Annotated in this window: 13 protein-coding genes; 7 read left to right on the top strand and 6 right to left on the bottom strand. The window is 36.3% G+C overall.

Annotation, left to right across the window (positions count from 1 at the left end):
• Positions 1-161 precede the first annotated feature (161 nt).
• Entirely contained in the window at positions 162-2,210 is a 2,049-nt protein-coding gene (locus IV494_RS12055; protein WP_394368407.1) for a prolyl oligopeptidase family serine peptidase, read from the top strand.
• A gap of 394 nt (positions 2,211-2,604) precedes the next feature.
• Here IV494_RS12055 and IV494_RS12050 read toward each other — a convergent pair whose 3' ends face one another.
• On the bottom strand, positions 2,605-3,678 hold the full coding sequence (locus IV494_RS12050; RefSeq protein WP_196080385.1) for a topoisomerase II: 1,074 nt from the start codon (positions 3,676-3,678) through the stop codon (positions 2,605-2,607).
• A gap of 144 nt (positions 3,679-3,822) precedes the next feature.
• Between IV494_RS12050 and IV494_RS12045 the strand changes: the two genes are divergently transcribed.
• The 6 genes from IV494_RS12045 (at position 3,823) to IV494_RS12020 (ending at position 8,989) form a co-directional block, all read left to right on the top strand.
• Positions 3,823-4,542, top strand: a complete 720-nt coding sequence (locus IV494_RS12045) for a class I SAM-dependent methyltransferase (RefSeq protein ID WP_196080384.1) — start codon at positions 3,823-3,825, stop codon at positions 4,540-4,542.
• Between the two features lie 284 nt (positions 4,543-4,826).
• On the top strand, positions 4,827-6,587 hold the full coding sequence (gene mutL, locus IV494_RS12040) for a DNA mismatch repair endonuclease MutL (protein ID WP_196080383.1): 1,761 nt from the start codon (positions 4,827-4,829) through the stop codon (positions 6,585-6,587).
• Positions 6,588-6,592: 5 nt separating this feature from the next.
• Positions 6,593-7,237, top strand: a complete 645-nt coding sequence (locus IV494_RS12035; RefSeq protein ID WP_196080382.1) for a rhomboid family intramembrane serine protease — start codon at positions 6,593-6,595, stop codon at positions 7,235-7,237.
• 8 nt (positions 7,238-7,245) lie between these two features.
• The gene (locus IV494_RS12030; RefSeq protein ID WP_196080381.1) at positions 7,246-8,223 is read left to right on the top strand and encodes an endonuclease/exonuclease/phosphatase family protein; all 978 of its coding nucleotides are present in this window, start codon (positions 7,246-7,248) and stop codon (positions 8,221-8,223) included.
• Positions 8,224-8,225: 2 nt separating this feature from the next.
• Complete coding sequence (locus IV494_RS12025) at positions 8,226-8,609, top strand: hypothetical protein (protein ID WP_196080380.1); 384 nt, start codon at positions 8,226-8,228, stop codon at positions 8,607-8,609.
• Positions 8,610-8,644: 35 nt separating this feature from the next.
• Positions 8,645-8,989 (top strand): hypothetical protein, encoded by a 345-nt coding sequence (locus tag IV494_RS12020; RefSeq protein WP_196080379.1) that lies wholly within the window; start codon positions 8,645-8,647, stop codon positions 8,987-8,989.
• A 31-nt stretch (positions 8,990-9,020) separates the two neighbouring features.
• Here IV494_RS12020 and IV494_RS12015 read toward each other — a convergent pair whose 3' ends face one another.
• The 5 genes from IV494_RS12015 to ftsA form a co-directional block, all read right to left on the bottom strand.
• The gene (locus IV494_RS12015) at positions 9,021-10,535 is read right to left on the bottom strand and encodes a GH3 auxin-responsive promoter family protein (RefSeq protein ID WP_196080378.1); all 1,515 of its coding nucleotides are present in this window, start codon (positions 10,533-10,535) and stop codon (positions 9,021-9,023) included.
• Between the two features lie 105 nt (positions 10,536-10,640).
• Positions 10,641-11,051 carry a BrxA/BrxB family bacilliredoxin gene (locus IV494_RS12010; RefSeq protein ID WP_196080377.1) on the bottom strand — a complete coding sequence of 137 codons (411 nt, stop codon included), beginning with the start codon at positions 11,049-11,051 and terminating at the stop codon, positions 10,641-10,643.
• A 198-nt stretch (positions 11,052-11,249) separates the two neighbouring features.
• Positions 11,250-11,696 carry a GatB/YqeY domain-containing protein gene (locus tag IV494_RS12005; protein ID WP_196080376.1) on the bottom strand — a complete coding sequence of 149 codons (447 nt, stop codon included), beginning with the start codon at positions 11,694-11,696 and terminating at the stop codon, positions 11,250-11,252.
• Between the two features lie 89 nt (positions 11,697-11,785).
• A complete protein-coding gene (ftsZ, locus tag IV494_RS12000) occupies positions 11,786-13,633 on the bottom strand; it encodes a cell division protein FtsZ (RefSeq protein ID WP_196080375.1) in 1,848 nt (615 codons plus the stop codon).
• A 17-nt stretch (positions 13,634-13,650) separates the two neighbouring features.
• Positions 13,651-15,018 (bottom strand): cell division protein FtsA, encoded by a 1,368-nt coding sequence (gene ftsA, locus IV494_RS11995; protein WP_196080374.1) that lies wholly within the window; start codon positions 15,016-15,018, stop codon positions 13,651-13,653.
• Positions 15,019-15,047 lie beyond the last annotated feature (29 nt).

Here is a 15,047-nt window from a genome sequence, read left to right as displayed (position 1 = left end):
ATTAATTTTTATTAAAGTTGAATATTGCATTATGCGTTTTTAAGATATTTTCTGCTTTCACTAAATAATGGTATTTTTGAACAAACCCTTACGATATGAATTTTAAAACCTTTGCAGTGGGTGCAACCGGATTATTGTTTGCAACTTGTACCGCACAGAAAATGACTACGAATTTGAAATATCCTGAAACAAAAAAAATCGGCCATTTCGATGACTATTTTGGAACAAAAGTGAACGACACTTACCGATGGTTAGAAGATGACCGCGCGGAAGATACCAAAGATTGGGTGCAGCGGGAAGTTGCTTTTACCAACGATTATCTTTCTAAAATTCCTTTCCGGGAAGAAATTCGCTCTCAGTTAAAAGAGATCTGGAATTACGAAAAAATAAGCGCACCGTTTAAAGAGGTAGATTTTACTTATTTCTATAAAAATGACGGACTTCAGGCGCAGTCGGTTTTATACAGAACAGATAAAGCAGGTAAAACAGAAGTTTTTCTTGATCCCAATAAATTCTCTGAAAAGGGCACAACTTCTTTAGCCGGAGTTTCTTTCAATAAAAAAGGAAATTTAGTCGCTTATTCCATTTCGGAAGGTGGAAGTGACTGGAATAAAATCATCATTATCGATGCCATTACGAAGAAAGTGATTGATGAAACCATCATCGATGTTAAGTTTTCCGGAGCATCCTGGTTAGGAGATCAAGGTTTTTTCTATTCAAGTTACGACAAACCAAAAGGGTCTGAACTCTCCGCAAAAACAGATACACACAAAGTTTATTTTCACCAGTTAGGAACGAAACAAAGTGCTGATAAAATGATTATCGGTGGGGAAAATTTCAAAAGAAGATACATGGGAATTGGTGTTTCTGAAGATCAGCGTTACGAAATTTTGAGTGCGTCGGAAGCGACGAATGGCAATGAACTTTATATTAAAGATTTAAAAAACAAAACAGATTTTATTCCTATTCAAAAAGGTTATGATTTCAACACCAGTGTTGTGGATTCTAAAGCAGATTTTATTTATGCAATGACCGACAAGAACGCACCGAATATGCGTTTGATCAAATTTAATATCAATAAACCTGATGTTTGGATCGATGTTATTCCTGAAACCGAAAATGTACTTGATGTTTCTACAGGTGGCGGTTTTATTTTCGCAAAATATATGAAAGATGCCGTAACTTCTGTGAAGCAATTTGATTATAACGGTAAATTAATCCGCACCATCGATTTACCTGGAATTGGAACTGCAGGTGGTTTTAGTGGAAAGGAAAAAGAAAAAGATCTTTATTTCTCGTTTACCAATTACATCACGCCCGGAACCATTTATAAATTTAATGCAGACTCTGGAAAGTCTGAAGTTTATCAAAAACCAAAAGTAAAATTCAATCCCGAAAATTATGTTTCAGAGCAGGTTTTCTACACGTCAAAAGACGGAACGAAAATTCCGATGATGATCAATTATAAAAAGGGTTTGAAACTCGATGGTAAAAACCCGACAATTCTTTATTCTTACGGTGGCTTCAACATCAGTTTGCAACCGGCTTTTTCTGTCGTGAATGCAATCTGGATGGAAAATGGTGGAATTTACGCTGTTCCAAATATTCGTGGTGGAGGTGAATACGGAAAGAAATGGCATGATGCCGGAACCAAAATGCAAAAGAAAAATGTCTTCGAAGATTTCATCGCAGCCGGAGAATATTTGCAGAATAAAGGATATACTTCCAAAGATTATATGGCGCTTTCTGGCCGTTCAAATGGCGGACTTTTAGTTGGAGCGACCATGACAATGCGTCCAGATCTAGCAAAAGTTGCTTTCCCCGGAGTTGGCGTTCTAGATATGTTACGTTACAACAAATTCACTGCTGGTGCGGGTTGGAGTTATGATTACGGAACTGCAGAAGACAGCAAAGAAATGTTCGATTATCTGAAATCATATTCGCCCGTTCACAACGTTAAAAAAGGTGTTTGTTATCCTTCAACCATGATTATTACAAGTGATCACGATGATAGAGTAGTTCCGGCGCACTCTTTCAAATTTGGTGCAGAATTACAGGAAAAACAATCTTGCAGCAATCCGGTTTTGGTAAGAATCGAAACCAATGCAGGTCATGGAGCGGGTAGAAGTACGGATCAGGTGATTGGTGAAAACGCAGATATTTTGAGTTTTGCGCTTTTTGAAATGGGCTTTAAAACTTTGAAAAAATAATTTACTTCTCAATAGCTAAAAAACTTTCTGAATTTTCTCAGAAAGTTTTTTTTGTTTTAAAGAAAGACTAAAATCCCTGTTAAAATTTATTTCCTCTATTAAAAATATACTCATTTGCGGTTGTTTACTCATATTTATACGTTGCGAACCTATCGGGATACGTTGCAGACGTATAATTACACCTCCACCAACGTATAAATATACGTTGCGAACCACCAATTATACGTGCTGTTACGTATAATTATACGTTCGGACCCGCAAATCATGGGTGCGGCACGTATAATTATGGGTATAATGATTGATTTGATGGCTCAAATTCAGGGGAATTTGCGCAGCGGAAAGATTTTGCACATATTTTACAATTTTGCGAAACCGCTTTTGAATGCATTAATATTTAGATGTTTTTTAATCTCTCTAATTCTTCTTCAAGTATAATGGGATTATCTAGTCGAGCAGATAAATATTTCTTTATTTCTATAAAACATGCGTCAATATCTTTTAAATTCTCATCAGTAAAGGTTAATATAAAGATATCAAATGATGAAAAATAATCATTTCTCTTCTTCATTTCCTTATCCCACTTTGCAGATAACTCTTCATTAACTTTTTTCTGAGTTTTATCTTTAATACCAGAAACAGCCATATGTGTCGAGTTTGGACTTAATTCTATACCAATTAATTCTCTCGTGTGCGGATTTAATATAGTAAAGTCTAAACGATGTTCATGATTTTTTTCTAGACCTAAATATCTAAATTCGGGAATCAAGAATGGTTCTTCCATTGGTGCATCTGAATACAGTAAATATTCCATGTATAAATCACAAAATCTATTTTCATAAGTAGAATTTGAAACTCTTTTAAGTACACTTCTATAAAAGGTCATTAAATCCTCTATTTTCGAAAATTTTATAGGATACTCGCTTTCTGGATCAATTAATCCCGTCTCCATAATATGCCCAATTGTCCAATATTGATATTTTGCCCTTCTAATTTCACTTACATCATTTGTCCATTGTTTTCCTCTATTAGCAGGTGCAATAATTAACCCCCAAATTAAATTGCCAGACCCGAACCAAATAGACCATAAACTTTGATTAGGTTTAAATCTTGTTCTTTCAATTAAATTTCTATAAAAATTTCGTTCTAAAAAAGTAAATGTATATTCTCTAAACTCATCATCTTTCAGAAGAGTTCTTAATGGTGAAGATTTAGATTTACCTACATATTTTATAAAACCTCTCACCCAGTGCGCAATAAATTCTCGAGGATCACTGAATTGGGTATTTACTATATCAGCATATTGATTGTTTTTTCCGCCTATTGTCCCGTGTAATGATGGAAGACTACATTCTTTTTCCTTCTCGACTGAATATTTTTGTAACACCTTTTCTTGATGTGCGATTAGCTCTGCACTAAGGTTTACTTCTAACTCTTCCAATGTAAGAGATTCTTGTTTAAATGAAATCATTTGTGTTCTTTATTACTGTAAACTTACTCATAGGTTTAATAAGTATTGTACTTTATTTCTTTGCTAAAATACTAATTATTCCCTACAAATCATTAGAAGGTTTCCTCCTAAAAAACAAAAACAAAAATTTCTTATTTTTACCGCATGAAACAAAAGGAAATCTCGGACTTTTATGACGAATTCGTACAGCGACAATTAAAAATCGGGGCGAACGAAAGACTCATTTCTTTGTATAAAAGACTTCTTAATTTAGGATTAAAAGAAGATTCCAAAGTTTTGGAGTTAGGTTGTGGCGTCGGAATTTTCACCAAATTATTAGGCAAAAAAATATCAACCGGGATTTTAGAAGCTGTTGATTTAAGTGAAAAAAGTGTCGCCGTCGCAAAGGAAGAATTGAAAGGGAAGAAGAATATCCTTTTAGATGTTGCCGATGTCGTAAAATACCAGCCAAAAAATTCAGATTTTGATTTCATCACTTTGATGGATGTTATCGAGCATATTCCGCTAGATCAGCACGAAGAACTGTTCGGAAATTTAGCCAAAATCTGTACCGACAAAACCCAGATTGCCATCAATATTCCTAATCCACAATATATTGGTTACGCCAGAATTCATCATCCCGAAAGTTTGCAGGTCATCGATCAGGAAGTTCATCTGTTTCCTTTGATGCAGCATCTCGAAAAGCACAGTTTGGAACTGACTTATTTTGAGAAATACGGAATTTGGGAAGAAGAAGATTATCATTTTATGGTGATCAGAAAAAAGAGAAATTTTGTCCTCAAACATCTTTCTGACCACAGAAATATTTCAGAAAAAATATCCAAGAAAGTATCGGATAAAATCGACGAAATCAAATACAAGTAACGGGCGCAACTACATTAATTCAATTTTTAACCGCAAAAGTCACAAAAGTTTTATTTGTGCGAAAGGGAAAATGATGCTGTTATATAGTTCAAAAAAGTGATATGAACAAAGGTCGCGCACCTTTTTTAAGCTGCTGAATAACTGAATTTTCCAAAGCATTTCTTTTATAGCTTTTGTGGTTAAATTAAAAATTTATACCGTTACGAAATCACGGATAAAACTATTTCGAGAAATTATTCAATAAACCCCTTTTGAATCACTATTTTTGTGGCGATTATAAATAGATGTCAGATATTATCAAACTTTTACCCGATCATGTTGCTAACCAAATCGCTGCGGGTGAAGTGGTGCAAAGACCTGCCTCGATTGTAAAAGAATTGATGGAAAACGCCGTTGATGCCGGTGCTACCAAAATAGAACTCATCATTCGCGACGCCGGAAAAAACTTGATTCAGGTCGTAGATAATGGCAGTGGAATGAGTGATACCGATGCGCGCCTCGCTTTTGAAAGACACGCCACGTCCAAAATAAGTACGACAGAAGATATTTTCAGGATTTCTACAAAAGGTTTTCGTGGAGAAGCTTTAGCTTCCATTGCGGCGGTTTCTCAGGTAGAGTTAAAGACGAAAACGAAAGATGCAAAAGCCGGAACCAATATTTATATTGAAGGTGGCGGATTTCAATTTCAGGAACCGATCCAGACAACGGAAGGTTCTAACTTTTTAGTGAAAAATCTTTTCTACAATGTTCCCGCAAGAAGAAAGTTTCTTAAAAATAATAATGTCGAATTTCGTCATATTATTGATGAATTTCAAAGAGTTGCTTTGGCGCATGAAAACATCGATTTTGAACTTTTCCATAACGATGATATTATTTTCAGACTCAGAAAATCGAGTATTCTTCAACGAATTATTGAGATTTTTGGGCGAAAATTACAGCCGGTTTTAGTTCCCATCAATGAAAATTTGGGTTGGGTAAAACTGGGTGGATTTGCGGCAAAACCGGAAGGTGCAAAGAAAGTTCGGGGCGAACAGTTTTTGTTTGTGAATGGGCGATATTTCCGGAGCGCTTATTTTAACAAAGCTGTTCAGGAAGCTTTTGATGGTTTGCTTTTACCAGGATATATTCCGACCTTTTTTCTGTTCTTAGAATTAGATCCGGAGAAGGTTGATGTCAATATTCATCCGCAAAAAATAGAAGTGAAGTTTGAGGATGAAAATCTGATTTTCGCTTTGATTCGTTCAACCATTAAAAGATCGCTCGGAATTTACAATGTTGCGCCGAGTTTAGATTTCGACAGAGATACTTCAATTGATGCTTTTACGCATCAAACCAATAACAATGGAAGTTATAAATCCCCCGAAATAACGGTCGATAGAAATTATAATCCCTTTTTAGAAGAAAAGGTTTCTGCCACCGAAAGCGTTGCAATGGGCGAAATGTATCAGCAAACCAATTCCGCTGAACCTTCGAAAATTAATCTTTTTGAAGATGAAGACTTCGATGAAGATCTGATGCGTCTTCCAAATGGTTACTGGCTTTTTAATAAGAGCGGAAAAACACTCATGCTCGATTTGGGCAGAATGCACCGATTGGTGGTGAGCGAAAGAAATGGTAAGAAAAAACGCGGCAACGAAAAGCAAACCCTGCTTTTTTCTCTGGAATATCACATGAATGAAACGGAGAAAAATAAATTTCGTTCAATCAAGAAATTTTTACCCGATCTGGGTTTCGATATGGTGATCGCCAATGATAATGTTTTGCGGATCGATGCCGTTCCGGAAGGATTAAAAGAAACGCAGGTCATGAAATTCATGGAGCAGCTTTTCGAAATTTTAGAATACAGAACAGAAGAAGAGTTCCTTCATTTTTACCAAAATCAATGGAATAAGATCCAAAGCAAATCCAGATTTGATTTCCTTTATAAAATAGATGCGGAACAGGTGATCCGTGATTTTACGGCTTTAGGTTTCCCCGATTATTTACCTTCCGGAAAGCGTTGTTTTATAGAAGTTCCGCTCGATGAATTAAAAAATAAATTTTAAAAAATATGTTTCCAAGACTTACCCCAATCACCAAAAATATAATTATTATTAATGTTCTGGTTTACCTGATTTCCAACTTTTGGAATCCGCTGTTCATGTACACCGAATTTTCTGTTTACTATATTGGATCGCCTTATTTCAGAGTTTGGCAAATCATTACGCATATGTTTATGCATGCACCTTTAGGACAGGGAATTGGACTAACTCACATTTTATTTAACATGTTAACTTTGATGAGTTTTGGACCAATTTTAGAGCAGGTTTTAAGTCAGAAAAAATTTATCCTTCTTTATTTCGCAAGTGGAATTGGAGCTTATGCTTTAAATTGCGTCTGGAACTATTTTGAAATTGCTCAATTAGGAGCCAATCCTGAGGAAATTTTCCGTTCGCCAATGTTAGGAGCTTCAGGAGCGATTTTCGGCGTGGTTGCTGCTTTTTCCACCCTTTTCCCGGATTCTAAAATGTCGATCATGTTTATTCCTTATGGCATCAAAGCGAAATATTTATTGCCGGGAATCATCATCATCTCGCTTTATCTAGGTTTCAGTGGTTCGATGGGTGGAATTGCGCATTTTGCACATATCGGTGGAGCGATCGTAGGTTTTGTATTGGCGAGATACTGGAAAAACAACCAGTTTAGAATTAATTAAAAGGTGTTGTGAGGATTCTTAGATTCTTTTTAGTTTTGATGCATCTTTTGATCATTGTTTTTCTTTTGGGAACTTTGCTCAATGATTATGTTTCACCGAAAACTTTTCCCTGGTTTAATCTGCTTTCTCTCACTTTCCCGGTTTTGATGATTTTCAATGTGCTGTTGTGCGTTATCTGGATCGTATTGTGGAAAAAGAGAGCGATTTTCTTTCTTTTGGTTTCATTACTATTTATTAATCCCGTGAGAAGATGGGTGAATTTTACGGAGAAAGCTTCTGAAAAACCTAATTTGAAGATCGTTACCATGAATATGAAAAGTGGTTCGATGGGAAGGGAAGAGGTTTACGAATATTTAAAAAACACGCACGCTGATATTATTATTAATCAAGAGAAAGGCACAGAAATAGAAATTCCCGGATATCCGCATAACGTGAATGATTACGAAATCGTAGCAATAAATTCTAAAACCGAAATTCTAAAACACGAAAAATTGGCCACTTTTGGAAACGGAAATGCTTTTTATGCAGATATTAAATTTAATGGAAAGATCATTCGGATCGTAGATGTTTACTTAAATCCTTTTTCATTCGACAAAGCAAAAGTAAAACCGACCGAAGATTTAGAAACCAATAAAGTTAAAGTACTCTATATATTAAAAAGATTAATTCCCACCTTTAAAATTCATCAGGATGAAGTTTTAGATATTCGAAAAGCAATCGATGATTCGCCTTATCCAGTGATTTTGGCGGGAGATTTTAATTCGGTGCCCAATTCTTATGAGTATTATACTTTAGGAAAAGGCTTAACCGACGCTTTTGTAGCGGTCGGAAGAGGAAGCTCAACCAGTTTCCATGATTATAAATTCCCCATCAGAATTGATTATATTTTTACGTCAAAAGAAATTAAACCTGTGAGTTACAGGGTTGACCGCAGTGTGAAGTTGTCGGATCATTTTCCAGTTATCGCTGAATTTAAAATCGATTAAAAATGAAAAATTTTATAGCATTTTCTTTTTTTTTACTAATGATCTCGTGCGGTAAAAAAGAAGTGAAAAAAGAAGCAGTGGTTCAGGAAAACGCTACCGTTCCGCCGTATGATACGATTGCTGTAGATTCTTTTTCAAATGGTGCGGTCTCTGTTGATATTGCACGTAAAATTAAAATGTCTTCTCTTGCTTACCAGGATTCATTAAAGGAAGTTCGCAAAAAAATGGAGGCTGAAAAACTGATTCAAAAAGAAAAAGACGAACAAGGTAAGGCAACAAAGAAAGCTGAAGAGGATGTGAAAAAAGCAGAAGCTTTAAAATTGAAAAAAGAGAAAGAAAAATCTAATCCTGAAATTTCAACTCCTGATAAGGCGACGAAGCCTTAAAAACCCTATATTTGAAAGTAACAAAACAATTAGCTATGAAAAAATATTTTTTAACTGCGACGGTAACCTCTCTATTTCTTTTTAGTTGCAAACAATCAGAAACGAAAGTAGAAACTGCAGAAAATCCGGATGGGACAGTAACCACAACAACGGTTGAAACGAATAAAACGACAGGTTTAGATTCTACGAAAGTTAATGCGACCATTGATAAAACAAAAGAGAATCTGGATGCTGCGGGAAAAAAAATTGATGATGCTGCAGATAAAGCGGGAGAACAATTAAAAAAAGCCGGTGAGGATGTGAAAGCTGCGGCTGCAAAAGGCGCAGAGAAAGTAGAGCAAGGCGCTGCAAAAGCGAAAGAAGATCTTCAAAAAAAATAAGAAACTTATCCGTTGAAATTCAGCGGATTTTTTATTGATTCATGATCAACAAAGGATCGATATATTCCCGGTCATTGCTTAATCTTGGCACTTTATTCTGACCACCCAGTTTTCCGCGGAGTGACATCCATTCGTAAAACAGATGAGGTTTTGCCGCGTGAACGATCGGTTTTTTCAAAGTGATATTATTATATCTTTTCGCTTCGTAATCGGAGTTGACAGATTTTAAATGCCCATCGAAAATTTCTGTAAAATGGGCCAGATCTTTTGGAGCTTTTGTAAATTCAAAGATCCATTCGTGAGCGCCACTTTCACCATCTTTCATAAATACCGGTGCTCCTGTGAAATCAGAAACGCAGGAATCGGTGATCTCACAAGCTTTGGAAAGTGCAGTTTCTACATTATCAATCATTAATTCTTCTCCGAAAGCATTAATAAAATGTTTTGTTCTGCCGGAAATTTTTATCCGGAAAGGTTTCAAAGAAGTAAATCGCACCGTGTCACCAATTAAATAGCGCCAAAGTCCGCTGTTCGTCGTAATGACCATGGCATAATTCTTTCCGATCTCTACTTTTTCTAATGGAATAGCTTCTAAATTTTTGGGATCAAAAGTTTCCATAGGAATAAATTCATAGAAAATTCCGTAGTCGAGCATGAGGAGCATTTCGTCGCTTCCGGCTTGATCCTGAATTCCAAAAAAACCTTCTGAAGCATTGTATATTTCGTAGTAATTTATGTCTTTTCCTATTATTTTTCGGTATTGCTCTTTGTAGGGTTTAAAGCTGATTCCGCCATGGAAAAAAACTTCCAGATTTGGCCACAGTTCAGAAATGTTTTTATTTCCTGTTTCGGCTAAGACTCTCTGCAGTAAAACCATCATCCAACTCGGAACGCCTGTAAAACTTCCTACATCTTCATTTTTTACTTCGGAAATGATCGCTTTAAGTTTGCTTTCCCATTCCGACATAAGGGAAACTTTCTTGCTTGGTGTTGTTGTGATTTCTACCCAAAAAGGAAGGTTTTCAATCATAATTGCGGATAGATCTCCGAATTTAGTATTGTAGTCTTTGTAGAGTTCTGAACTTCCGCCCAAACGCAAATTTTTATTAAGAAAGAGGGAATTATCCGGATGATTATTGGCGTAAATAGAAACCAGATCTTTTCCTGCCTTAAAATGACAGTCTGCTAAACTCTCTTCTGAAATAGGTATAAATTTACTTTTAGCATTCGTCGTTCCGGAGGATTTTGCAAATTTCCGAATGTAACCAGGCCAGATCACATCAGGTTTTCCCTGCCTCGCCTGCTCAATATAAGGTTCGAAATCCTCGTAGGTAACAATGGGAATATTCCTGCTAAAATCTTCATAAGAGGAAATCGAATTAAAACCGTGAATTTTGCCGTAATCGGTATTTTCTGCGAGAAAAAGCTGAGAAAGCAAAACGCCATTCTGTGTTTCAAGGGGTCGACTCATAAAATTCTGGATCTGATCAATCCGTTGTCGAATAAAATAATTAACTACCGTATTGAAAAGCGCTTTCGTTGCCATATAGACAAATATAATATTTTTCGGGGTAAGAGTTGTTAAGTTTAAGACACAAAAAAATTCCGCTCTTTTCAGAACGGAATTTCTATTTTAACTAAAGCTTTAGTTTTAGCAATATTCGTCGTAAGCTGCTTGCAGATTTGCAGCGATTGCTCCGGCTGGATTTCCTTCGATATGGTGTCTTTCTAACATGTGAACCAATTCGCCGTCTTTAAATAGAGCAATACAAGGTGAACTTGGAGGAAACGGCGCTAAAAATTTACGCGCTTCATCTACAGCATCTTTATCGTAACCTGCAAAAACAGTTACTAAGTTTGCTGGTTTTTTGTCTCCTGTTAAAGAGAAAACAGCGCCCGGTCTTGCTGCTCCTGCTGCACAACCGCATACAGAGTTGATCATTAAAAGGGTTGTTCCTTCTTTGTTAATAGCATTATCTACAGCTTCAGGTGTTGTTAAATCCTGGAAACCTTTATCGGTAAGTTCTGCCTTCATCGGCATTACTAAATCTTCTGGATACATATTTATATAATTTAGGGTTTGTAAAGATATTCGTTTGCAAATTTAAAGCTTTTTCAATTATTAAATTCATCTAAATAAATGATGAAAGTCATTCCAAATTTCAATAATGGTCTTTTTGGCAGAAAAAACCCGAAGACAATAAATGTTTCGGGTTTCAATCAAATCGATATGCAAAGGTTGAATATCCTTAATAACAGACTAAGAAAGTAATTTTTTTGCCATGTCGGAAATGCTTTTTCCGTCACTTTTTCCGGCAAGTGCTTTGCTCGCCATTCCCATTACTTTTCCTATATCTTTGGCGCTTTCGGCACCGGTTTGGGAAATAATTTTCTTCATTTCCGCTTCTAATTCTTCCACTGACAATTGCTGCGGAAGATACTTTTCAATGATTTTTGACTGCGCATCTTCAACTTCAGCTAAATCGCTTCTGTTTTGCGCCGTAAACTGATCAAAAGAATCTTTACGCTGCTTGATCATTCGTTGCAAGATTGCAATTTCCTGCTCAGCAGAAACATCGGCACCTTTTGCTTCTGTTTTTAATAATAAGATCTGTGATTTCACCGCACGCAATGCGTCTAATGCCACTTTATCTTTTGCACGCATTGCATCTTTAATGGCGTCGCTGATGATTATTTCTAAGCTCATAATTTTTAATTTGAAAATTTGAAAATTCGTTAATTTGATAATGCAACTTTATTCGCACATTTTCAACTTAACAAATTATCAGATTAATTTTAATCTACATCTTTGTTCAAAAATCTGTTTTCGCGAACCTGCATTTTTCCATCGGTTTCTGTAAGGAAATTACTGATGGTTTGTGAAGATGCATTGTGTCCTTCCAACATGATGTTTTTTCTTTTGAACGCCGGGATCGTATCGAAATCATTTTCAGAATCAGTCACCTGATATCTGGAGTTGAATTCTTTCAGTTTATTTCTTCTCTCCAAAACTTTCTCATTCGGAGTTGTTTTGGTGATAAATGTAAAATCATTTTCGGTTTCGAATTTCGCCAATTCGTCATTGGTTTCAATTTCCACTTCCATCTTGGTCTCTTCCACCTTGGGTGCTAACTTTTGAACCGGTTCAGGTTTGATTTCTGCTTTTGGTTGCGGCGTTTCAACTTTCGGCTCCTCAATCGGTTCGTTTACGAAAAAACTGAATTCCATGGCACTTTCTTCCGAAAAAGTATTTGTGATTTGCGATGGTTTCTTTTCAATTATTTCTTCAGTCTCGAAGGTAAAAGACTCTCTTTCGAGCGATTCTGAAGAATCATTGTCAAAAGAAAATAAATTCATTCCGTTATCTTCAGAGGAGATATTAAAAGTCTGATCCGGTTTTTCTTCATCTTCCAGATCAAAGTATTTGACTTCTGCAGGTTGCTCTTTCTGTAATGTAGAAGGTCTTTCGACGGAAGTCGTTTTGAATTCCGGAGTATTGAAATCATCTTCATCATCTAAGATAAAAAGGCTTTTTCTATTGAAATTTTCTCTTTTAATTTCCTCTTTCTCCATCTTTTGTTTGAAAGGAGAGTTTCTCGTTGGTTCCATTGAATCTTCCAGAGCAAATTTGATTTTCTCCGTAGATCCGGCGTGTTTTCTGTCTTCATTAGAAAAACCTGTAGCAATCACCAAAACGCTTACAGAATCTCCTAATTCTTCGTCAGTTCCAACCCCAAAAATAATATCTGCAGTGTTACCAGCTTCTTTTTGAATATGATCCATAATTACTCCGATCTCATCCATGGTAACTTCTTCGGAACCACTTCTGATCAAGAGCAAAACATTTTTCGCACCTGTAATTTTGTTGTCATTTAATAGAGGAGAATCAAGCGCTTTTTTTACTGCATCTTCTGCTTTGTTTTCGCCTGAAGCAACTCCATTTGACATCAATGCTGTTCCAGAATTTGCTAAAACAGATTTTGCATCACGGAAGTCGATGTTAACATCAAAATATCCCGTAATAACTTCTGCCATTCCTTTTGCAGCGTTGGTTAAAACTTCATCCGCTTTAGAGAAACCAGATTTGAATCCAAGATTTCCAAATTGCTGACGTAATTTATCATTATTAATGACGATCAAAGAATCGACATTATTTCTTAATTTTTCAAGACCAATATCTGCCTGTTCCAATCTTCTTTTCCCTTCAAAACTGAAAGGAATTGTTACGATACCGATCGTTAAGATGCCCATATCTTTTGCCACTTTTGCAATAATTGGAGCGGCCCCAGTTCCGGTTCCACCACCCATTCCTGCAGTGATAAAAACCATTTTGGTATTTTGTCCAAGAGCAGCTTTAATTTCTTCGATACTTTCTATCGCAGCTTTTTCTCCAACTTCAGGATCAGCTCCAGCGCCAAGTCCTTCTGTAATGGACATTCCGAGTTGTACTTTATTAGAGACAGGGTTATTGTCAAGAGTTTGTGCATCGGTGTTACAGATCACGAAATCTACGCCGTGAATTCCACGTTCGTACATGTGCTTCAAGGCATTGTTTCCGCCACCGCCAACTCCGATAACCTTTATAATTGAGGAATTTCCTTTTGGTAAATCAAATGAAAATCCTGGGGTATTAATATTTTCCATAGTATTTGTTTTTTTAATTATTCAACTTCTTCGAAGAATTTTTTTACGCTTTCCATAATTTTTTGACCGATGGTGAGTTTGTCTCTTCTGCGATTTGCAGCTTCAGAAACCACTTTTTCTTCAGTTCTAAATTCAGGAGATTCGGCGGCAACATTTTGATTTTGTACAACTTCCTCTACTTTTTCGACGATTTCTTCTGGTTGTTCAACGCCGTTTTTCTTATCACGAATTTTTAAACTTTCCATCAATAATCCGATTGAAGTAGCATATTCCGGACCTTTTAACTGCTGGTTTTTATCATTCGCAACATATTCATTCGCGAACCCAATTCTGCTGTCGAAACCAGTTGTATAATTGGCCAACTGACGAAGATGACGAAGGTTTGAACCACCACCTGTCAAAACAATTCCTGCAATTAGTTTCTTCTTCTGTTCAAAAGCGCCATAAGCTTTTAATTCAGTATTCACCATTTCCAGAATTTCTTCAACGCGAGCATTTACAACTTGAGCTAAAGTTTTTAAGGAAATTTCTTTATCCGGTCTTCCGTGTAAACCTGGAATGGTAACGAAAGTTGAATCTTTCTCCAATTCCGGAACTGCAGAACCGAACTTTACTTTCAGTTGTTCTGCATGTTTTTCAATGATGGAACAACCTTCTTTAATATCATCGGTAATAATTCCGCCACCATAAGGAATGACGCAGGTATGACGAATAATATTATCTTTAAAAATAGCAATATCTGTCGTACCACCACCAATATCTACGATGGCAACTCCAGCTTCTTTTTCTTCTTTAGTCAAAACCGATTCAGAAGAAGCAAGCGGTTCTAAAGTCAAAGCTTCCATCTCTAAACCAGCTTCACGAACGCATCTTGCAATATTTCTAATGCTCCCCATTTGTCCAACTACAACGTGGAAATTTGCTTCCAAACGTTTTCCGTGCATACCAATTGGCTCCTGAATTTCACCTTCAGAATCAACTTTATATTCCTGCGGAAGAACATGAATAATTTCTTCACCTGGAAGCATCACGAGTTTCTTCACCTGATCTTTTAATCTTTCAATATCATCTTCAGTAATATATTGGTCGGGATTGTCCCTCATAATATAATCTGAATGTTGCAGAGATCGAATGTGTTTGCCAGCAATTCCTACTGTAACTTTGTGAATAGGAACGCCGGAACTACTTTGCGCTTCTGCTACTGCGGCTTTGATGGATTGAATGGTTTGGGAGATATTGTTAACAATACCTTTGTGAACGCCCAGACTTTTTGCTTTTCCAACGCCGAGAATCTCAATTTTTCCGTGGGCATTTCTTCTCCCGACGATCGTCACAATCTTTGTGGTACCGATGTCGAGGCCTACTGAATACTCGTGTTTTTCCATTTGTATGTTCGATTTGATTTTTACTAATT

Source organism: Kaistella gelatinilytica (genome assembly GCF_015679325.1).
GTDB lineage: Bacteria > Bacteroidota > Bacteroidia > Flavobacteriales > Weeksellaceae > Kaistella > Kaistella gelatinilytica.
This window is presented reverse-complemented; position numbering and strand designations above follow the sequence as displayed.